At 35.3% G+C, this 21,654-nt stretch carries 18 protein-coding genes; 11 read left to right on the top strand and 7 right to left on the bottom strand.

Features of this window, described 5'->3' with window-relative positions:
• Nucleotides 1-5: 5 nt before the first annotated feature.
• Nucleotides 6-1,523 (top strand): S8 family peptidase, encoded by a 1,518-nt coding sequence (locus AA088_RS03760; protein ID WP_046743624.1) that lies wholly within the window; start codon nucleotides 6-8, stop codon nucleotides 1,521-1,523.
• 110 nt (nucleotides 1,524-1,633) lie between these two features.
• Here the strand turns inward: AA088_RS03760 and AA088_RS03755 are convergent, their stop codons facing one another.
• Nucleotides 1,634-2,275 carry an O-methyltransferase gene (locus AA088_RS03755; RefSeq protein ID WP_046743623.1) on the bottom strand — a complete coding sequence of 214 codons (642 nt, stop codon included), beginning with the start codon at nucleotides 2,273-2,275 and terminating at the stop codon, nucleotides 1,634-1,636.
• A gap of 193 nt (nucleotides 2,276-2,468) precedes the next feature.
• Between AA088_RS03755 and AA088_RS03750 the strand changes: the two genes are divergently transcribed.
• The 3 genes from AA088_RS03750 to AA088_RS03740 all read left to right on the top strand — a co-directional run bounded on the left by AA088_RS03750 (nucleotide 2,469) and on the right by AA088_RS03740 (nucleotide 9,326).
• A complete protein-coding gene (locus AA088_RS03750; RefSeq protein WP_156168388.1) occupies nucleotides 2,469-6,224 on the top strand; it encodes a transglutaminase domain-containing protein in 3,756 nt (1,251 codons plus the stop codon).
• Nucleotides 6,225-6,667: 443 nt separating this feature from the next.
• Nucleotides 6,668-7,927 (top strand): kynureninase, encoded by a 1,260-nt coding sequence (gene kynU, locus AA088_RS03745; RefSeq protein WP_046743621.1) that lies wholly within the window; start codon nucleotides 6,668-6,670, stop codon nucleotides 7,925-7,927.
• A 1-nt stretch (nucleotide 7,928) separates the two neighbouring features.
• Nucleotides 7,929-9,326, top strand: coding sequence for an FAD-dependent oxidoreductase (locus AA088_RS03740; protein ID WP_046744132.1), 1,398 nt, complete (start codon nucleotides 7,929-7,931; stop codon nucleotides 9,324-9,326).
• Nucleotides 9,327-9,332: 6 nt separating this feature from the next.
• On the opposite strand, the gene AA088_RS03735 is transcribed toward AA088_RS03740, so the two are convergent.
• The 5 genes from AA088_RS03735 to AA088_RS03715 all read right to left on the bottom strand — a co-directional run bounded on the left by AA088_RS03735 (nucleotide 9,333) and on the right by AA088_RS03715 (nucleotide 14,200).
• On the bottom strand, nucleotides 9,333-9,854 hold the full coding sequence (locus tag AA088_RS03735; protein WP_052752775.1) for a TPM domain-containing protein: 522 nt from the start codon (nucleotides 9,852-9,854) through the stop codon (nucleotides 9,333-9,335).
• A gap of 78 nt (nucleotides 9,855-9,932) precedes the next feature.
• A complete protein-coding gene (locus AA088_RS03730; protein WP_046743620.1) occupies nucleotides 9,933-10,658 on the bottom strand; it encodes a phytanoyl-CoA dioxygenase family protein in 726 nt (241 codons plus the stop codon).
• Complete coding sequence (locus AA088_RS03725; protein WP_046743619.1) at nucleotides 10,627-11,871, bottom strand: hypothetical protein; 1,245 nt, start codon at nucleotides 11,869-11,871, stop codon at nucleotides 10,627-10,629. Before AA088_RS03725 ends, AA088_RS03730 begins: the two co-directional genes overlap by 32 nt.
• A 158-nt stretch (nucleotides 11,872-12,029) precedes the next feature.
• Nucleotides 12,030-12,917 carry a dienelactone hydrolase family protein gene (locus tag AA088_RS03720; RefSeq protein WP_046743618.1) on the bottom strand — a complete coding sequence of 296 codons (888 nt, stop codon included), beginning with the start codon at nucleotides 12,915-12,917 and terminating at the stop codon, nucleotides 12,030-12,032.
• A 110-nt stretch (nucleotides 12,918-13,027) separates the two neighbouring features.
• On the bottom strand, nucleotides 13,028-14,200 hold the full coding sequence (locus tag AA088_RS03715) for a metallophosphoesterase (RefSeq protein WP_046743617.1): 1,173 nt from the start codon (nucleotides 14,198-14,200) through the stop codon (nucleotides 13,028-13,030).
• 206 nt (nucleotides 14,201-14,406) lie between these two features.
• Here AA088_RS03715 and AA088_RS03710 point away from each other — a divergent pair, with 206 nt between their 5' ends.
• Nucleotides 14,407-15,246, top strand: a complete 840-nt coding sequence (locus AA088_RS03710; protein ID WP_046743616.1) for a sensor histidine kinase — start codon at nucleotides 14,407-14,409, stop codon at nucleotides 15,244-15,246.
• Between the two features lie 36 nt (nucleotides 15,247-15,282).
• Nucleotides 15,283-15,987: a LytR/AlgR family response regulator transcription factor gene (locus tag AA088_RS03705; RefSeq protein ID WP_046743615.1), complete on the top strand. Its 705-nt coding sequence runs from the start codon at nucleotides 15,283-15,285 to the stop codon at nucleotides 15,985-15,987.
• A gap of 9 nt (nucleotides 15,988-15,996) precedes the next feature.
• Here AA088_RS03705 and AA088_RS03700 read toward each other — a convergent pair whose 3' ends face one another.
• Nucleotides 15,997-16,680, bottom strand: coding sequence for a hypothetical protein (locus AA088_RS03700; RefSeq protein ID WP_046743614.1), 684 nt, complete (start codon nucleotides 16,678-16,680; stop codon nucleotides 15,997-15,999).
• Nucleotides 16,681-17,272: 592 nt separating this feature from the next.
• Here AA088_RS03700 and AA088_RS03690 point away from each other — a divergent pair.
• From AA088_RS03690 to AA088_RS03670, 5 genes are all read left to right on the top strand, one after another.
• Entirely contained in the window at nucleotides 17,273-17,797 is a 525-nt protein-coding gene (locus AA088_RS03690; protein WP_046743612.1) for a DUF1697 domain-containing protein, read from the top strand.
• 191 nt (nucleotides 17,798-17,988) lie between these two features.
• Nucleotides 17,989-18,393, top strand: coding sequence for a RidA family protein (locus tag AA088_RS03685; protein ID WP_046743611.1), 405 nt, complete (start codon nucleotides 17,989-17,991; stop codon nucleotides 18,391-18,393).
• Nucleotides 18,394-18,397: 4 nt separating this feature from the next.
• Nucleotides 18,398-19,843: an aldehyde dehydrogenase gene (locus tag AA088_RS03680; RefSeq protein ID WP_046743610.1), complete on the top strand. Its 1,446-nt coding sequence runs from the start codon at nucleotides 18,398-18,400 to the stop codon at nucleotides 19,841-19,843.
• A 102-nt stretch (nucleotides 19,844-19,945) separates the two neighbouring features.
• The gene (locus AA088_RS03675; protein ID WP_046743609.1) at nucleotides 19,946-20,734 is read left to right on the top strand and encodes an SDR family oxidoreductase; all 789 of its coding nucleotides are present in this window, start codon (nucleotides 19,946-19,948) and stop codon (nucleotides 20,732-20,734) included.
• A 238-nt stretch (nucleotides 20,735-20,972) separates the two neighbouring features.
• Nucleotides 20,973-21,557, top strand: coding sequence for a hypothetical protein (locus AA088_RS03670; protein WP_046743608.1), 585 nt, complete (start codon nucleotides 20,973-20,975; stop codon nucleotides 21,555-21,557).
• The last annotated feature ends 97 nt before the right edge of the window (nucleotides 21,558-21,654 follow it).

Here is a 21,654-nt window from a genome sequence, read left to right as displayed (position 1 = left end):
AAAAAATGAAAAAAACCAATTTGAAACTAGTACTGGTAATGGCAGCACTAGGCATTGTTTCTTGTTCAAAAGATGTAAACGTTACAGAAAATCCTGAAGAAGAAAGCGTTGTTGTCGTACAAAAGACACCTCTTACGCCTACACAAATCAACGCAAAAATCAACGAAACTATTCAAAGTCGAGAAAAATTTGAGTGGACCAAGATGGATGCACACTTTATTTGGAGTGCAACTGTGCATGGAGACCAAATCTTAACGGTTGGATATGGAGATGATGCCAATGACTTTAGTAAAGAAAACTCAAGTGCTGAAGGAATTAAAAACAGACTTTTGCAACGCATTGTTTCTTTAGAAGGAAATGGGCAAAAAAAATCAAGCGATATCTTGATTGATGAAGATGAAAAACTAAATGTTATCGATGTAAAAATTGAAAACATAGAAACGGTTCAAGATCTTCTTGAGCAAAAAGGTATTCGTTATATAGAACCAGCAGGTTACCGATACATGTTGCATCAAGGTGGTACTGCTGAATCTGATTCAGGATGTGGGTATGAATCTCAATCGTTAAACTCAGGAGATTATACAACAGTTGCGCCAGGAGCTAAAGTGCCTTGGACATTTTATAAACACAATATTCCATCTGCTTGGAGTTATAGTACTGGATCAGGAGTTGGAATTGGTGTAATCGATACAGGATTGACTCCAGACAACTCTTTAATGAACGGTAACTTTAATGATGGGTATTCTTCTGGAAGATACAGACAACGTTACGGAACATATGTAGATTCATGGTGGCCATGGTCAACAAGTACTGATGGACCAAATGATAAATGTGGACACGGAACGAGTATGACTTCAGTGGCTACTGCTCCAAGAAATAACGACGGAATGCCAGTAGGAGTTGCATATAATGCAAATTTAATTAGTTATCGTGCTACAAAAAACGTAGTTTTGGATGGCTATCATGAGCAAAAAGGGGTTGCAAATGCGCTAACAGCTCTAGGAAATAGAAGTGATGTAAAGGTAATTTCAATGTCTATTGGTCACATTTTTTCTGTAGGAAGAATCGAAGATGCAATCCGTTATGCGAACAATAGAGGAAAATTAATCTTTGCGGCTGGTGGAACTTCCACAAGTTTTACTAACTTTGTAGGAGTTATATTCCCAGCATGGATGGATGAAACAGTTGCAGTAACAGGTGTAACAGACGCTAGTTACTACAAAGAATGTAACATTTGCCACAAAGGAGGGAAAATTGATTTCACAGTAGTTATGCAACGCAATGGAAATGCAAGTAGAACTACGCCAGTACTAAGCTACTACAATGGACAAACAGATTATGTTGGAGGTTCATCTGTAGCTACAGCAACAACGGCAGGAATCGCAGCACTAGTTTGGTCAAGACATCCAAGCTGGACAAAAACGCAGGTATTAAACAGATTGAAACAATCTGCTGATTTGTATCCATACAAAGATTCTAATTATGGATATGGAAATATAGACGCATTGCAGGCAGTTCAATAGAACAGTTGGCATATTTAGTTTAGTAAATAGGGAGAAACTCTCGTCGTATGACGAGAGTTTTTTTATATACTATTTTTATAGTAAGTTTTTCGGATAACGAAATCACGTACTTATTTTACGCGACTAATAGTGAGTCCATCTCTAATAGGTAAAATGACCGTTTCTATTCGAGGATCCTCTTTTAAAAGACGATTGTATGTTAGCAAAGCTTTGGTAGAGCTGTCTTTTTCTTGTAGAGGTTCTACCACTTTTCCACTCCACAATACATTATCTGATAAAATAATTCCATTAGGATTCATCTTGTCAATAATCTTATCGAAATATGCAGGGTAATTTGGCTTATCAGCATCAATAAAAACTAGATCGAATGTAGTTTGTAATGTAGGGATAATATCTAATGCATTTCCAGTATACTGAAAAATACGATCTCCAAAAGGAGAAGCATCAAAGTACTTACGTTGAAAATCATGAAGTTCTTCATTGATATCAATTGTATGTAAGGTTCCATCTGTTTGCATACCTTCAGCCATACACAAAGCAGAATAACCTGTATACGTGCCAATTTCCAAAATGGTCTTAGGACGAATTAGTTTAGAAAGCATACTTAACAATCTCCCTTGATAGTGACCACTCAGCATTCGAGGCTGTAAAATTTTTTGATGTGTTTCACGTGTTAAGGCTTTCAAAAGTTCAGGTTCGTCTTGTGAATGCGCTACTACATAATCGTCTAAAGCTTCAGGTAAAAAATGCATAACTCAGATTTTTTTCAAAAATATTAATTAAATCCACAAAAATTCTCGAAAATGAATTTCAAAAGGGGAATACATCTAAAAATTGGTGAAATCTACAGAAAAAGGGACAAACTCATTGTTCTTTATTTTGTTACCGAAGCAAAAGGTTATATTTTTACTAGCTAAGAGTCAAATAGAAAAATCAAAATTACGTATGAAAAAAGTGTACTGGCTTTTCGTATTTTCTTTAATTTTTTCCCTTAACTGTATCGGGCAAACACCACAAAAGAAATATTGGGAAGCACTCCTACAAAATGATCGCAAGGCAGCTATTGAAAAATTTAATCAAGAAAAGCCTTCTTCCAACATTGAAAAACAGATTACAGAACAAATACTGCTTGTAGAAGAAGGAAAACTTTTTGGGGGCGATCAAATCATTCCTGAGATAATTGACGACAATGATTTTGAAATGTACCTCTATGCGTTATGGAATGATCCATATTTCTTTAACACATACATTGATACAGGATTTAATCCTAAAGTGTTAGAAAATATTGAAGAGGTTAACAAAAAAACACTGCAAAACCAAACTATAATTGATGCAATGTACTATCTAAACGCAATTGCAGGTAGACATGAAAATGATTGGGATCGTTATCACAAGAACATTGCTAAAATGAACTTTATAAATGATTGGCAATACTGTGGAGTTTTTGAAAACTTAAACGAAAGTGGTTTAGATGAAATCTATGAGCCAGAAAAAAAAGCAGCTTCCAATGAAGATTTTAATGCTAACAGTAATGGTTATGTAAATTGGTATACACCAACTCATCAAGGAGCCGATGGATACCATTTTTTTACCAATCATAATGAATATGGAAGCGGTGTAAATTATGCACAAACATTCATTACAACAGACTCAGCTAGAAATGTTGTACTTCGTTTGGGGAATTCTGCAGCCTTTAAAGTATGGCTAAACGACGAATTGATTCTTACCAATTCAGAAGACGTACAAACTGATATTGACGCATATACTGTTGCTTTTACCTTGCCTAAAGGAACAAGTCGTTTGCTTATCAAAAATGCAGACAGCAGTAGCTCTAGTTATTTTATTGCTAGACTTACAGATGAAAAAGGAGTGCCAATTCAAGGAGTAACTTATAGCAGTAAAGTAACAGACTATCCAAAAGGACAAAAAGTAGCAACAACTACTGTTCAAAATGAATTTGAAACATTTTTCAAAGCTAAAAAAGCAGCAAATCCAGATAACTTTTTCTACGATTACTGCTTAATCAAATTATACATTCGTAACGAAAATTTCAAGCAAGCACGCAAGCATATTGATCCGCTGTTAAAAATGTACCCTAAAAGTTCAATACTTCGAAAATTGAATGTAAAAATATTGTCTTTAGAAAAAGACTTTACAACAGTTGAAGAAGTGAAGAAGAATTTAGAATTGGATGATCCTGATTACTACCTTTCATTGACATTCAAATTTCGTGATTCGGAAGAACTGTTCCGTATGGACATCAATGAAATGGAGAAGTTTTTACAGAAATTCTCAAAAGCAACCGATTTTGAAGTCTTCAAGCTTTCTGCGGAAATCATGTGGCAATTGCGTAATTCAGATCGTCAAGGATTGGAAAAAAGCATGAAAAAATTAATTACTGCCGCTCAAGGTTACCCGAAATTATTAAATACCTATGCACCTTTGTATGCTTCAATTTTAAAAGATGACGATAAAACGATTGAAATTCTTGAAGATTTAGTGGAAGACCACTTTGATTACAGAGCGATTAATAGCTTGGCTTATTATTATGAAAAGCAAAATAAAAAAGATAAAGCGCTCAAACTTTTCAAAGAAGTATACAAAAACATCAAAGGAGATAACTTTATCATCAAAGATATCATTGCGAAACTTCATAAATATGATCGCCACGAAAAATCGTTGCCTTACATCAAAGAACTAAAAGAAAATTTTCCATATTCTTTTGTTGCTGATCGTTATGAAGGAGATGTATATATAAAACTTGGAGAAAAAGAAAAAGCAGTAGCAGCCTACAAGGCTTCTTTATTACACAACATGGAAAATTCATCGTTGCGTAAAAAAATTCAGGATATCTTGAACCAAAAAGACTTCTTGGAAGAATTGCACGAGCCAGATATGTATAAATATATTGAAAAAGAACGAGGTCGAATCAAAGAAAGTAGTTTTGGATATACAATTTTATTAGACGACAAAGACGTTATACTTTTTAAAGAAGGAGGCGGAAAAGCTCGTTATACATCTGCTTATGAAATTATTGCTGAAGAAGGAGTTACCTTTTTTAAAGAATACAACCTTGGACTTTCAGGGAATTATAGCATCATCAAATCTGAAATTGTAAAAAAAGACGGTTCAGTAGTGCCTGCTGACAGTCAATACTCCAACTTGGTTTTTAATGGATTGGAAATTGGAGATGTAATTCATATTGATTACGAAATCAGTTTTAGTGGTAATGGTAGGTTTTATAAGGATTACACAGATTCTTATCAATTTGATGCTTTTGTTCCTTGTTTAAAATCCAATTACAGCATCTTAGTGCCAAAAGGACAAGACTTTTATTATAAAATGATGAATGGAGAGCTTGCTCATACCAAAAAAGATAAAGGTGACTACGATTTATATACTTGGCAATTAATTACGGACGATGTACTTCCTGAGCAAGAATATTACATGCCACGAGAAGTTGATTTAGCAAGATATTTACACATAAGCACAATTGATTCATGGGACGATATTGCAAAATGGTATTCTGACCTTGTACGAACGCAAATTGATGTTGACACGACAGTGGAAGAAATTTTCAAGCAATTATTTCCTGAAAAAGACGTGACTAAGTTATCAGAAGAAGAACGTGCAAAGCGAATTTATTACTACATCACTGGAAATTTGAATTATAGTTATGTGAGTTTTAGACAAAGTGGTTTCATTCCACAACGCCCTTCTAAAACGATTAAAACCAAATTGGGAGACTGTAAAGATTTTTCAACACTATTTGTAGCATTGGCTAAAAAAGCCAAATTAAACACCAACTTAGTATTAATTTTAACTTCTGATTACGGTCAAAACTCATTAGTTTTACCAAGTCAAGATTTTAACCACTGTATAGCAGAAGTACAATTGAATGGCGAATCTCAATTTTTGGAATTAACAGACAAAAATCTCCCATTCAAAGCATTACCTGTAAGCTTACAAGGAGCTACTGCCTTAAAAATTCCTTTTGATGCCAAAACAAATCAAAAGTTTGATTTAATGAAAATCAAGGAAGTTAATAGAACGCCAAGTGTATTCAAGAATACAGTAAAAGTAACAATTCAAGAAGATAAGCAATTGGTTGAAATGGATACTGAACTTACAGGAGAAATTGTTTCTTTCTTTTCAAGTACACTTACCAACAGGAGCTACGAACTTATGAAGAGCGATTTGCAAGATGACCTTAAAGGAAGAATAGGCGGGAATGTTACCATTGATACTATCACAAATATTACAAACAAAAAAGAAAGTGAAGTATTCAAATTCAAAACGGTAGCGACTATTTCTGAAAAAGCGAAGAAAATTGGTTCCATCAGTGTATTTCAATTACCAAACGTTTCTAATGCATACAATACAAGTATTATTAACTTTGAAGAAAGAAACTATCCAATCGAATACATTCAATATGAAAACGTAGACAACTACATTACGGAATATCAAATCATCATTCCGGAGGGAAAAAAATTCATTGAATTCCCTGAAAATATTGCGTTGAACTATAAAGGACATTCCTATAAAATTAGTTATAAACTAGAAAAGGATAATGAACTACATGTAGAGATTATTGCAAAAGTTGACAAAGCAAATTTAATTCTCCCTGAAGATTATCAGGCATTCAAAAAATATGTGGCGTCTACAATTGAAGGAAAAGAAGGTTTTATAGGTTACAAATAATAACATATACATTTTCATACAAAAGGAATAGAGGTCTTAACATCACCTTTATTCCTTTTTTTATATAATTTCTAATGAAATGACTATGTATATACAAACATTACGATTCTTTCTTAGCATCCTCACAATTGTGACAATACTCTATATCTTTATTTCAATAACAGATACAAAGCTTTAGATATTGCTAGACCGAAATTACAAAATCAATAGTATTATAATAGGATTTCATTTGGTAATAACTGGATGTTGTATATGGTATACATGGAAGAAAATGACAATCACAAAAAGCAAAAAAATAACAAATACGTTCATGATCTTGCTTTTGGGTATCATCGGTATGTGGTTGTGGTTTCCAAAGAAAAATGAATTAAAATAAAACTCTGTGAAATTGTACTTTTTTTAGACCGATGTAATATGTATTTTTGAGGAAAATAGCATTTCACATGTTTCAAAACACACGCTCGTACGCGCAAGCACAAGACGCTAATGATCCATTAAGAAATTACCGAGATAAATTTCACATTCCAAAAGATGCCCATGGAAATCAATGGTTGTACTTTTGTGGAAATTCCCTAGGGTTACAGCCAAAAATTACACAAGAATACATTCAGCAAGAATTGAATGACTGGGCAAACTTAGGTGTAGAAGGACATTTTGATGCTAAAAACCCATGGATGCCATACCATGAATTTCTCACAGAAAATATGGCAAAAATTGTAGGTGCGAAACCGATAGAAGTCGTGATTATGAATACCTTAACGACAAACCTTCACTTGCTGATGGTTTCGTTTTATCAACCTACCAAGACAAAATATAAAATTGTTATTGAAAGTGATGCTTTTCCTTCTGATCGTTATGCAGTAGAATCGCAGCTCAAGTTTCATGGTTTTGATCCTAAAGAAGGGTTGTTAGAGTGGAAACCTCGAAAAGGTGAAGAATTGCTTCGAATGGAAGATTTGGAAGCGATACTCAATGAACAAGGCGACGAAATCGCTTTATTAATGATAGGTGGAGTAAATTATTACACAGGACAATACCTTGATATCAAAAAAATAGCAGCACTAGGACATGCAAAAGGAGCAATGGTAGGGATTGATCTTGCACACGGGGCAGGAAATATTCAGCCAAATTTACATGATTCCAATGTAGACTTTGCTGCGTGGTGTACTTATAAATACCTTAACTCCGGACCAGGAAGCTTGGCTGGACTATTTGTTCATGAAAAGCATGCACACAACAAAGAGTTAAATCGCTTTGCAGGTTGGTGGGGACACGATAAAGAAACACGTTTTAATATGCGTCATGACTTTAATCCAATTCCAGGAGCGGAAAGTTGGCAATTAAGCAATCCGCCAATTTTATCGATGGCGGCAATCAAAGCATCGTTAGACATGTTTAACGAAGTAGGCATGGATGCTTTGCGTGAAAAATCTGAAAAATTAACAGCATATTTTGAGTATTTGATTAACGAGATTGATACAGATCGCATCAAAATTATTACTCCAAAAAATCCTGCTGAAAGAGGTTGTCAATTATCCATTCAAGTGAAAGATGCTGACAAGTCATTACATCAAAAACTATTAGATAAACATATCATTTCCGATTGGCGTGAACCAGACGTAATTCGTTGTGCGCCAGTTCCACTATACAACTCATTTGAAGATGTATACAACATGGTTGATGAACTCAAAAAATGCTTATAACATGAAAGAAAATATACTTATTATTGGTGCAGGTTTGTGCGGTTCTCTATTGGCATTACGTTTAGGACAACGTGGGTACAATGTCACAGTAATGGAGCGTCGTCCTGACCTTCGAAAAGTTGATATTTCTGCCGGACGATCAATCAATTTGGCATTTTCTGATAGAGGAATCAAAGCAATGAATATGGTAGGAATAGCGCATAAAGTAATGCCTTTATGCATTCCAATGCATGGACGCTTAATTCATGATACGGAAGGAAACACTTTCATGTCTAACTACTCTGGGCGTTCAAACGAATATATTAACTCTATCTCAAGAGGTGATTTGAATGCATTACTATTAACAGAAGCAGAAGAGCATAAAGCTGTTCATATCCAATTCAATAAAAAATGTACAAGTGTTGATATTGAAACAAATATAGCTACCTTTTACTGTTATGAAACCAAAAAAGAAATTACCATTCAAGCGGATGTCATTTTTGGTGCAGATGGAGCAGGATCTGCTTTACGTAAAAGCTATTATTTAGAACGTAAATTCTTATTCAGCTATTCGCAAAACTATCTTACGCATGGTTATAAAGAACTCAGTATTCCGCCAACAGCAACGGGAGGATTTCGCACAGAGAAAAATGCATTGCATATATGGCCGCGAGGAGATTATATGATTATTGCCTTACCAAATTTGGATGGGAGTTTTACGGTAACATTATTTTTATCGTATGAAGAAGGTGAATATAACTTTAATAATCTCACGACACCAGCACGTGTAGAAGAATTTTTTAATAAACAATTCCCTGATTTAGTACCATTGATTCCAGATTTAACCAAAGAGTATTTTGACAATCCAACATCTCCGTTGGGAACAGTAAAATGTTCTCCATGGTCGTACAAAAACAATACTATGCTCATAGGTGACGCTGCGCATGCAATTGTACCATTTTATGGACAAGGAATGAACGCTTCTTTTGAAGATGTAGTGGTGTTAGATAGTGTTTTAGATGAACTAGAAGGTGATTGGCAAGCCGTTTTTAAAACCTATGAAAAACGTCGTAAAAAAGATACCGACGCTATTGCAGACTTGGCGATTGACAATTTTTATGAAATGAGAGATCATGTAGCCAATCCAATTTTTAAAGAAAAACGTACGCTCGAAATGGCTCTTGAGAAAAACTTTCCAAAGCAATATTTCTCGAAATATTCAATGGTAACGTTCAATGAAGATTTGCCATATAGCAAAGCAATGGAAATAGGTCGTGCACAAGACAAAGCGCTGCTTAATATGATTGCAGATGATCAAATTGATACCACTGAAGATTTGAAAGCTATCCTAGCAAAAGTACAAGAAGAAACCAACGAAATATTAAACGAAGACAACGTTGCAAAAACAATGAAACATTAAAAAAGATTATTTCAATTCTCTAATAATCTCTTGAATACCATTGTGTAAACCCGTATAAAAGTCGTTCTTTTTAAACTCTGGGACAATTACTTTTTTGATAATATCTAGCGTTTCATCATCGGTCAATTTGTGCATAATACCAGTGCCATTTTGAATCCAAATGCGGCGGTCTTTCATGTAAATAGCAATTAAAACACCATTATCTTGATCGGCTTGACCAATTTTCCAATGATTTGCCAAGTCTAACGAATATTCTTCTAAGCCTTCATAATTTTGGAGTGAAGTAAGTGTGGCAATTGCAATTTGGTTGGTAGTTTCTGCTTCGTGCTGTTTTACCAATTGCAACAATTTAGCTTCTTGTTCATGTGATAATACATGGTCAAAATCATTAATGAGCCCTACAGGAATGGGAAAATGAACAGTATCGTTTTGAGCAGTTAAATGTCGATGATTATGTGTGCTATGCGCGGCTTCACAGCCTATGCATACAATAACGAGCAAAGAGTAGAGCAGGTTACTAAACTTCATGGTTGATTATTAAGATCGGTTGGGTAACTGCAATATAAGAAATTCCTTTTAAATCGTCAGTAAAATTAATAGTCTACGTCAAAATAGATTATCAAATTCCAACCATTTTAATGGAGGAGCTAAATTTTTACTGCTAAATTCTAAATGTAAAACACGTCGTTGGTTGCCATTCGTAGTGCGGTTGGAAGCGTGAAGCGTTAACGGTTTCATTAGCATTATGCCGCCTTTCTCAACCTCACATGTATGTTCTGTTTCTGTATTCCAATCAATGGTTTCTGCTCTGTAAATACCTTTACAGTGTGATTTTGGAATGACTTTTAGTGCGCCATTTTCTTTTTTGGTATCGTCTAAGTGAATTCTTACCGTGACAATATTCTCCAAAATAGCTACAGGTGGTTGCACGCCGTATTGCCCTTTTTTAAAAGTCCAATGAGTGTAATTATTTACATCGGCTTTGTGATTTACAGAAATACTCAAATCTTGATGGTAGGCTACAAACCAATTTGATTCACTCGGTTTGTCAAAATAAATAGATTTGGTCAAAAAATACGATTCCTCAAAAAGAACAGTTAATAATGAACGAAGCTTATCCGTAAAGATTACCGATTTTAGCGTTGGAATCTTTTTCATCACTTGTCGAATAGCAAACAAATGTGTAGAGCTTTCTGCAAAGATCTGTTGGGTACTTGCTGTTTCAATACATGCAATAATATTCTCTACTTCCTTACCGGAGTATATAGAATCTACTACGGCATAACCAAATTGTTGTAAATTATTCTTGATTAGTGAATTCGATTTTTTCATGAATATAATTTGGAAGTGTAGCTACAGCATTTTTAAATGCCACAGTACTTTTTTCTTTTTGTGTTTCATCACTCAAATAGTAAATATAATTGCGATATAAGTAAAACGCAATGACTCTATTATAATCATCCAAGGTTGGGTCTTTCATCATTGATGCTAATTGGTGTTCAATTTGATCTTTGTATTTAGATTCGGCTAAGGCTCTTCCAATCCTGAAAATAGTTCCATAGTAATGATTTTCAGCAGGATTTTCTATACGCAATGAGATTCCAAAAATAAGATCATAAGTATTGATATTAAGTGTCTCTAATTCTTTGATATATGTTTGTCTTGACGCTTGTGCATAGCTTCCATCAGAAGCTCTGTCAAAACGATCGTTCATAATGTCTAAATGCGATCTCAAAAAAACTTCCCAATGCAAAGTTTCAGCAGAGAGTAATGCAATATTCACGGAATGAAATCTTGGACTTGTGTCCATGCTACAGGAGCCAACTACTTTGACACTTCTCAATGTATCTAGCAGATTTTCTTTTTCTTTCATGGGTAAATTTTGCCAGTTGTCAGGAAGTCGGGTATTGTAATATCTTCGAGTGGCTTCTTTCTTAAATTTAGTACTAGTCGTATCAATCAAGCAATCTGCATAGCCAACCATTCGAGCATACTTTTCCGTAAGAGCAGGTGCATTCATGTCAGTAGTAAAGTAAATAGCGTTTATAGTGGCATCTTCTTTATCATAGTTATATAACCAGGTTTGCGCTTTAACAGTGTCATATTGAGTCAAATTTTCTGAAAAATATAAGCCAAAACCATAATTTCCATTCAATACCACTTTATCAAAATCTACAACTTGTTTATCTTCATAATTCTTGTAAGCAGAACGAATGATAAGTACATTTTTCTCAATGGTTGCAGAAGGATATGTGGTTACAAAAGTATTGAAATCCATTTGCGAGTCCATGTCTTTCTTGGCTTTTGCAATGTTTCCTTTTTCTATTCGTACAATATGTCCAATTGCTTGCTTTTTGGCATAGTAAGTTTTGTTAAGTTCACAATACATATACTTTAAGTTTAATGAATCGACAATACGAGTTAGCTTGTTTATAGTAGGCTCACTGTAAATTAGTCCATTGTTATATGTGGTGAATTCTTGGCTATGTAGGAGTTGTAAAGAGCAAAAGAAAAGGCCGATAAAAAGTAAAAATAGTTTCTTCATAAAAATACGGTATATATAAATAACCAATTAGTTAAAAATTTATTCAAAATGTATATATGAATATTTTCATTTGCAATGAAGAATGAGTTAACGCCTCTTTTCAGTTAGCCAATAGCATGTAATTCTTTACAAGTTTTTTTGAAATCCTAGTAATTGAGTTATGTTAAATGTTTTTTAAAAAAAGCAATCGTTCGTTCCCACGCTAAGGTTGCAGCTTTTTTATCATAACGAGGTGTCGTATTGTTATGAAAGCCATGATTAACATTTGGATAGAAGTGAGTTGTATACTCAATTTTATGTGCTTTCAATACTTTTTCAAAAGCTTCCCAACCGGCATTCACACGCTTGTCTAGCTCCGCATACTGCAACAACAATGGCGCTTTGATTTTTGCGGCTTCGTCGTCATTAGGTTGCCTACCGTAAAATGGTACGGCAGCTTGTAAATCGGGCAAACGAACGGCCATCATGTTGGAAATCCAGCCGCCAAAGCAAAAACCAACTACACCTACTTTTCCGTTGCAATTAGGGTGTTTTTTTACATACTCGAACGCAGCAATAAAATCTTCCAGCATTTCATTCCTATTGCGTTTTTTTTGCAAAGCTCTTCCATCGTCGTCATTGCCAGGATAACCACCAAGCGGTGTTAATGCATCTGGAGCTAAACTGATAAAACCTTCCAAAGCAGTTCGCCTGCCAACATCTTCAATGTATGGATTTAATCCCCTGTTTTCGTGTACTACAATCACACCTGGTACTTTAGTTTTTGTGTCTTTTGGCAACGAAAGCAGGCCTTTCATGTTTCCACCACCTTTGGGTGAATCGTACATAATGTAACTTGATTCCAACCTTTCATCGTCTTTCGCAACTTCGGCTGTGGTTGTATAATTTGGCGACATAAAGCTGAGTAACGAACCAACAGTAATACTGCCTGCAGCGTATAAGGAAAGTCGTTCTACAAACTGACGTCTGCCAATCTTATTATGTGCATAATCGTCATACAAGTCAAATACTTCTTGTTGAATATCTTCTTTTTTTAACTCATTCATGATTACAATTTTTTTTGGTTTCCTTAAAGTTACGGAAACTTCATGACTTTAAAATTCGCTTTCTCAGCTTAAGAAAAGTCGCATCAAGGCAAAAAACAGCAACAACATCTCTATAATTTTATTCTAGTTCCATCATTTAATAAGCGGTACATGGCAGTATGATCTATACTTAATCCTTCGGAAGAAGCGTTAGGCCAACTTTTGCTATAATCTTTAGGATGTTTTACGTCAATCGCTACAACTTTTCCATTAAAGAAACGCTTCACTTTTGACTGTAATGTGTGACCAACCACTACTGATTTTGCTTCAAATGTTTTTAACTGTGCATCAATTTGTGTTTGCGATATATCTTCTCTAAAATATCCACGATACCATGAAAGTCCTTTGCGTGTAGAAGTGAGCAATTGTGCTGGTGTTTGTTGAGGTTGAGGAAAATAGGCTTTGTAATAATGTGCTCGTGAAATACGATTCATTGTTTCCAAAGACATCTTCAATGCGGCTACTTCTGGATGAATCCCGCCATGAACAAATAAATGTCCGTTGATTTTCTCAATAGTATTTTTGCTCGACAACCATTTTCCTAAAAATGATTGCTGATTGTACAATTGGTATTGTTGCTTGTCTAAAATTGCTGAAACAGCCAAATACTTTTGTGCAGCAGCTCCAAACTTAGCTTGCATATTTTTTAGTTCGTGATTTCCAATAATGAAATGTACCATGCCGCCATGTTTCTGAGCATCTTGCTCCAACTTATAAATAAACCATAGCACTTGTGTGGTAGAAAATCCTCGATCGACAAAATCGCCAACCAATACCAAGTGTCCTTTCTTAAAAATCCAGTTCAATTTAGTATCAATGACTTTGTGGTTAATCAAGAAATCACGAAAACATTTAAAGCCACTTTCTATATCTGAAATTGCAATGATAGGTTGTTCATCATCATACACACTTGGAGGTGTTTTTATAGTGTTTGATATAGTGAAGTGAAAGTTGGTCTCTTCCAATGGGAAATAACAATGAGCAGTAATTGTGTCATTTACTGTGAACGTTTCTTTTGTAGTGTAAAAACCATCATCTTTAGAACCATTGAGGTAATTTACACTTAGTGTGGAATCTGTTTCATAAAAAACGTAGGGTCCTTCTTTGTTAAGATTCATGCGGGCAGGATGATCGCCATACTGAAGAGAGGCACCGTGATACAGCCCAAAAGAAATTGCGGTAATTGTCAATACTAAAAAAGTAAAAAAGAGATGTTTAAAATATCGTACTATTCGTTTTTTCATGATGTATTATTTAATGATGTCAGCAAACCTAGATACAGTTTCATCTATGTCAAAACTTTTGGGTTCAACACCTTTATAGCTGTGATATACAGTTTGTGGATAAGTACCAAAAACGTTCATCACAGGGACAACACCGTAGAACCTCGTTTGGATATCGTTTATCAACATGTTTTGTGAACGTACACTTTTCGGTTACATTTGTCACTATGTTACTTACAAAGCAAAACATACGTCTCTTCGTTATCAGTGGAATTATTATTTTGTTATTGCCACTGTTGATAGCATTTATAGAAGTATCAATTTCCGATAAGAATGCTGTGGTGTTTTTTGAAGGTTATCCTACAGTAGTTAGTATCACACTTCTTAGTGCCTACATTGTGCTATTTGTTGTTTTGGTAAGTTTTGGTATTTATAAACTCGTTCAATTAATTCAAACAACGTTGGTATTGCGAACTGAGCAACAAAAAATGGAACTCCAACACTTACAAAGTCAAGTAAACCCACATTTTTTCTTTAACATGTTGAATAATCTATACGGTTTGGTGGCAAAGGATACGGAAAAGGCTCAGGCATTGATTCTAAAATTGTCAGACATGATGCGATACAGTATTTATGATGGGCAACAAACCAGTGTGAACATTTTACAAGAAATAGCGTATCTACAAAATTACATTGAGTTGCATACCATGCGCTATCATAAAAAGATTGATATACAATTTCATACTGACATTCAAGATGAAAACGCCACTATTGTTCCGTTGTTATGTATTATTTTATTAGAAAATGCATTCAAACACGGTGTGGAAAATAAACCAGAAGATGCATTTGTACATATACACCTTGCTGTGACAACAAACGAAATTTATTTTGCCGTGACAAACAATTTTGATGCAGCAGCACTTTCTACGGAAAAAGGAATCGGACTTCAAAATTTGAAACGTCGTTTAGAATTGATTTACCCTAAAAAACATTTGCTATCTTTCGATAAACATACAGATGTATACAAAGCACAACTGCGGATACAAAGAACAAACGAACGAAATTAAATTGTGAAAAATCTGATTCAATAAGAAAAATAAAAGATGCCGAACATACAGTATTTGATTGTAGACGACGAACATATTGCACATGATATCATTAAAGGATATTGTGATTTGTTGCCCAATATGGAATTAAAAAAACATTGCTACAATGCTTTGGAAGCAATGGAATATCTTAATCAACACTCTGTCGATTTAATTTTTTTAGATTTAAACATGCCCAAACTCAAAGGATTTGAATTTCTTAGAACAGTGCCACATCCACCTAAAGTGATTGTTACAACAGCGTATCAAGAATATGCTCTAGAAGGGTATGAATTGAATATTGTAGACTATCTACTCAAGCCTTTTTCGTTTGAACGATTTTTAAAAGCCATAAACAAAGCAATTGGAATTCCAGTCAAGCATACACATCAACCAACTGTGATACGAAACGAAACAACGCAAAGTATCTTCTTGCGTTCACAGCAAAAGTACGTACAAGTATTTTTAGATAAAATATACTACATAGAAGCATCGGGGAACTACACTAAAATCATTACAAAGGAAGATACCATTGTAATTCGTGAAAAACTGTCGGACATTATTGCAATATTACCATCAAAAGATTTTTTACAGGTACACAAGTCCTTTGCTGTGGCTATCAAACACATTCATAGTATTGAAGGCAACCGAATCTATATGGGCGAACAGTTCGTTCCTATTGGGAAACTTTACAAAGCGAATGTGAATGGGTTGTTGGGGTAAAGGTAAGTTTTAATTACTCTTTGTCAATTTACCTTTCTTATTTTCAAATCGATAATCAATCTCTAAAAAGTAAACTTCTCCTTTTTTTAACTTTGTGATAAGTTTTGGAGCGGAAACAATTCCTTGAATAATAATAAAACCATCAAAATCAATAATCTTGTAATCAGATTCCCATTCAGAACTACTTTCCAAAGGATGCACTTTTACAAGGTTAGTATCTTGATATGTGAGTTGATACTTATTAACATCGGCGACTGTTTCTACAAATGGAGTATTTATCAATTCAGCTTTTAGCTTTTCCAAATCTACACTGTTAGCTTTTTCGCTAAGTTTGACATAAGGCAACGTATATCCTTTAAACGTAATTGTAAGTGAATCTTTAGAATGTAGTGTTAATACTTCTTTATCACTGGCTTGGTAATGATTCTTGCCTAAGGAGACCAAGCGTAACGTATCTCGATATACGAAAACTTTCGTTTCCCCAGTTTCCATATTAATTTTGTCCTGAGTCTGCAACCTATGAAACTCCTTAGAATTAGTGCTAACTAGGAAACTTTGAATTTTAGCACGCTCTATAAAATTACCTAAAGAGTCATACACGCCTTTAGTTCGCCACAGTTTTTCTTTTTCAATATTTTGTCCGAAACTTACGGTAGAAACTATCAATAGTAAAAATACAAATACGTTTTTCATGAGTTGTGTTAATTAAAATATGGAAGCAGCTAATGTAGTAAATATAGAACTGTTGGAAAATATTTCAAGAACTTCAGTAAACTTTCCAGCATTATTTTTTTACATAAACACAGTTAGGTTGGAAATTGAAACAATCGTTTCCGATTAATAGCCTTTAAATTTCAGTGTATTAGAAACCTTCCTGTAGATGTACAGCACACTTTCTACGTGGACAATGTGTTCCTGCAGAGTTGCGAGAAGCTTTCGGGAAACCCCGAAACGTTCCTGCAGCCGTGCGAGAAGCTTTCGGGAGCGTACAAAACCGCCTCGTAGACCTACAGGAAGCTTTTGTTTCCGTCGGAAAACGTCTCGCAGCGCTGCGAGAGACTTTCCAACACATTCGAAACGTTCCTGCAAAAGTGCAACAAGCTTTCCAACGCATTTGAAACCTTCCTGCAATCATGCGACAAGCTATCAAATAGTTTTTATAGTTTTAAGAGCCAAGACAAAAAGACAAATCCACACTTCGACAAGCTCAGTGTAAACAAACAACAAACAACAAAAAACAAGAAAAAAGAAAAACCGTATCTTTGAAAACATACAATCAACAAACATGACTTACATCGCCATTTTACGCGGAATTAATGTTTCTGGAAGTAAAAAACTGCCCATGGCAGAACTTAGAATATTGCTTGCGAAACTTGGTTTTCAAAAGGTTCAAACCTATATTCAAAGTGGAAATGTAGTATTTACGTCCGATGAAAAAAATCAAGAAAAGTTAGAAGAACACATTTCTGAAGCCATCAAAAAGCAGTATGATTACGATGTGCCTGTGTTGGTCAAGACAATTGCACAATGGAAAACAGCGGTGGCAAATAATCCGTTTACTGAAGAAGACATTTCCAAACAAGCAATCACGTTTTTAGCAACTGCGCCCAAAGAAACGACTATCGAAATAGATAGTAAAGATGATAAATTTGAAATCATCAATTCGGAAGTCTATCTCTATTGTCCGAGTGGTTTTGCTCGGACCAAATTAAATAACAATTTTTTTGAACGAAAACTAAAAACACAAGCCACCACACGAAATTGGAAAACAATATATAAACTGTTGGAAATAGCGGAAGCGATGGAGTAATAAACGTTGAATTATAAATTTAGGAATAGTTGGTACGTCATTGCGAGGCAGAGCCGTGGCAATCTGTCGTATCCTATAATATGATTGTTATTTGATAATGAGATTACGTCGTCACATATGTTTCTCGTAATGACGATTCAAAATAGGTAAATAAATAGAAAATATATTGACCAATAACCAAACAAAAAAATATGCAAGAAAAGAAAGTAACTCCAAGAGGCGCCTATCCACATACCAAACGTGTGGGCGATTTTATATTTGTGTCGGGAACTAGTTCAAGACGACCAGATAATAGCATTGCAGGCGTGGATATTATTGACGAAATGGGAACGAAGCACTTAAACATTCGTACACAAACTCGTGAAGTGCTCAAAAACATTGACAAAAATTTACAAAATGTAGGCGCTAGCTTGGCAGATGTGGTAGATGTCACCTCGTTCTTGGTAAATATGAACGATTTTGCAGGATATAACGAAGCCTACGGAGAATTTTTTGACAAAGAAACAGGGCCAACACGAACCACGGTTGCTGTACATCAATTACCACATCCAGATTTGGTGATAGAAATCAAAGTGGTAGCGTATAAAAAGCAGTAAACTCATGAAAAAAATTCTCAACTATATCAACGGAACGTATGTAGAACCTAAAAGTAATGAGTGGATTGATAATTACAATCCGTCCAATGGAGAAGTGTACGGACACATTCCAAACTCTTCTGCCGATGATGTAGAGGCTGCCTATCAAGCGGCAAAAGCAGCATTTCCCGATTGGTCGCAAACCACACTAGAAGAACGCAGTCGTATACTGAATAAAATTGCTTTTCTGATTCAAGAAAACTTACCAGATCTCGCATATGCAGAATCGTTGGATAATGGAAAACCACTCAGTTTAGCTACTCAAATTGATATTCCACGTGCCACGAGTAATTTTAAATTCTTTGCGCAAGCTATCACACAATTTTCAAGTGAAGCCCACGAAAGTGTCGGTCTGAATGCGATGAATTTCACACTGCGTCAACCGATTGGTGTTGTGGGATGTATTTCTCCTTGGAATTTACCGCTGTACTTATTCACATGGAAAATTGCACCAGCGCTCGCCGCAGGAAATACGGTAGTTGCCAAACCAAGTGAAGTTACCCCGATGACTGCCTATTTGTTAGGAGACATTTGTACAAAAGCTGGTCTGCCAAACGGTGTTTTAAACATTGTACACGGTTTGGGACACACTACGGGACAAGCCATTACGGAACATCCCAACATCAAAGCAATATCTTTTACTGGCGGAACGGCTACAGGAGCACATATTGCTCGAACAGCAGCACCAATGTTTAAAAAACTTTCGTTAGAACTAGGTGGAAAAAACCCAAACATCATTTTTGCAGACTGTGATTATGAAGAAATGTTAAATGTGACCGTGCGTTCGTCTTTTGCGAATCAAGGACAAATCTGCTTATGTGGTTCGCGTATCTTCGTAGAACGAAGTATCTATGATAAGTTTAAAAGAGATTTTGTGGAACGTGTGAAACAACTCAAGGTAGGAAATCCATTTGAAGCAACTACAAAAGTTGGCGCATTAGTATCGAAACCGCATTTAGAAAAAGTAAAATCATATATAGAAATTGCCAAAGACGAAGGCGGAATTGTACTTTGTGGCGGAAAAGAAGTTACGGTTGAAGGATTTGAAAACGGGTACTATTTAGCACCAACAGTTATAGAAGTACCCACCGATCAATGTCGTGTAAATCAAGAGGAAATATTTGGTCCTATTGTCACAATCATGCCTTTTGATACCGAAGCAGAAGTCTTGCAAATGGCAAATGGAGTTCGTTACGGGTTATCAGCTACTTTGTGGACAAATAACTTGAACCGAACCATGCGAATGAGCAAGCAATTAGAAGCAGGAATTATTTGGGTAAATACATGGTTGTTACGGGATTTGCGTACCCCTTTTGGAGGAATGAAAAATTCTGGCGTAGGACGTGAGGGCGGACTAGAAGCACTACGCTTCTTCACTGAACCGAAAAATGTGTGTATTAAGTATTCTTGATTTAGGTATTAGGTCTTGGGCATTAGGCATTAGTATAAACAATAAATCGACATATTGACAAATCCACAAATTAACTAATCACAAACAACGAATAATAAAAAAATGAACCTAAACATACAAAACAAAAACGCCCTCGTTTGTGGAAGCACGCAAGGCATCGGAAAAGCGGCAGCTATAGAATTGGCAACTCTCGGAGCCAACGTGGTGTTGACTGCTAGAAACGAAGAAAAACTCAAAAATGTACTTTCCGAATTGGACACTTCGCAAGGACAGCAACACAAGTATATTGTAGCAGATTTTCAAAAACCTGATGAACTTCGTGAAAAGATTGAAGCGTTTATTGCTAAAAATCATTCCTTTCATATTTTGGTCAACAATACGGGTGGTCCTGCAGGCGGCCCGGTATTCAATGCTAAAGTTGATGAATTTGAACGCGCTTTTACACAACATTTAAAATGTAACCATGTATTGGTGCAAAGTGTTGTAGAAGGTATGAAAGAGGCGGGTTACGGACGTATTATCAATGTAATTTCTACTTCCGTAAAACAACCATTGGATGGTTTGGGCGTTTCGAATACCATTCGAGGCGCTGTGGCGAATTGGTCAAAAACGTTAGCAAATGAACTCGGACAATTTGGAATTACGGTCAATAATGTATTACCTGGTGCTACAGCAACAGAACGTTTATCGGAAATCATACAAAACAAAGCAAATAAAACAGGAAAGAGTATTGAAGAAGTAGGTGAAGCCATGAAAAGTGCGATTCCTGCCAAACGATTTGCACAACCTAGCGAGATTGCCAATGCGATTGCGTTTTTGGCAAGTGAAGCAGCTTCTTACATAAATGGAATCAATGTGCCTGTAGATGGAGGACGAACTAAGTCGTTGTAAATAAGTTACTCAAAACATTTTTTGAACTTTATTTTGATGGGGTGAATGATTAATTGATATGGCTTTTAGAGGAATCTTTTGTACTTTGTTAAATCTCTTACAAACAGTACCGTAGAACTACGTAACTTTTTATTTTTTTAACATTAATTAAAAAAAAGTGTTAAAAAATTCCTAAATTACAACACCGAAAACCATTTTTTGCAACGCTTATGTGTTGCAGACTAATAAACTAACCAATATGAATAGAAGAAACTTTATTGTATCTAGTGTAATGGGCGCTGGAGCTATTTCCATGTTTCCGAGCTCAGCACTAGCGAGTACCAACGGAATTTCCCTATCGCGAATCGGAAAAGGATTTGATCGCTTATTGCATGCAGTTGAGTATGTTTCAGCCTCTCATTTAACAGGTAGTGTAGCCAATGCGCATCAACGACTTATGACTACTTTACAAAACGAAGGATATACATACAATGCTGCACGAGTAATTAAATTTAACAGCTCTTGTTATGCAGTGCCATTGCATAAAAAACCGATTCTAGGGTTTGCGAGTAACGAATTAGCATTGATCGTAAAACATAATGGTGTGAGCAAGTTTTATATCTTAAATGAAAAACTAGCAACTGAATTTGCAGGATTAATTGAGAATTTTAGCCAAAATTCGGCATCACATGAACTAAACTTAGATGCGGCATCATTTGTATTTCCTACAAGGGTAGTACAACAAACACAAGGAAGAGAAACTTTATTTGTTTATCAAAACAAGCTCAACAATACAATCACCTTGAAGCAACAACGAAAAACAGCCTCAGTCGTTGTAAGCTAAGCAAGGAGTTATACCATATTATTAGACAGAGAAAGTCTTTATACTTTTTTGCATAAGCAAGAAGGAGTAAAGGCTTCTTTTTTTTATGATTAAAATA

The organism is Kordia zhangzhouensis (genome assembly GCF_001005305.1).
Lineage (GTDB): Bacteria > Bacteroidota > Bacteroidia > Flavobacteriales > Flavobacteriaceae > Kordia > Kordia zhangzhouensis.
Note: the sequence above shows the minus strand (reverse complement) of the source record. Positions and strands in the feature narration are given on the sequence as shown.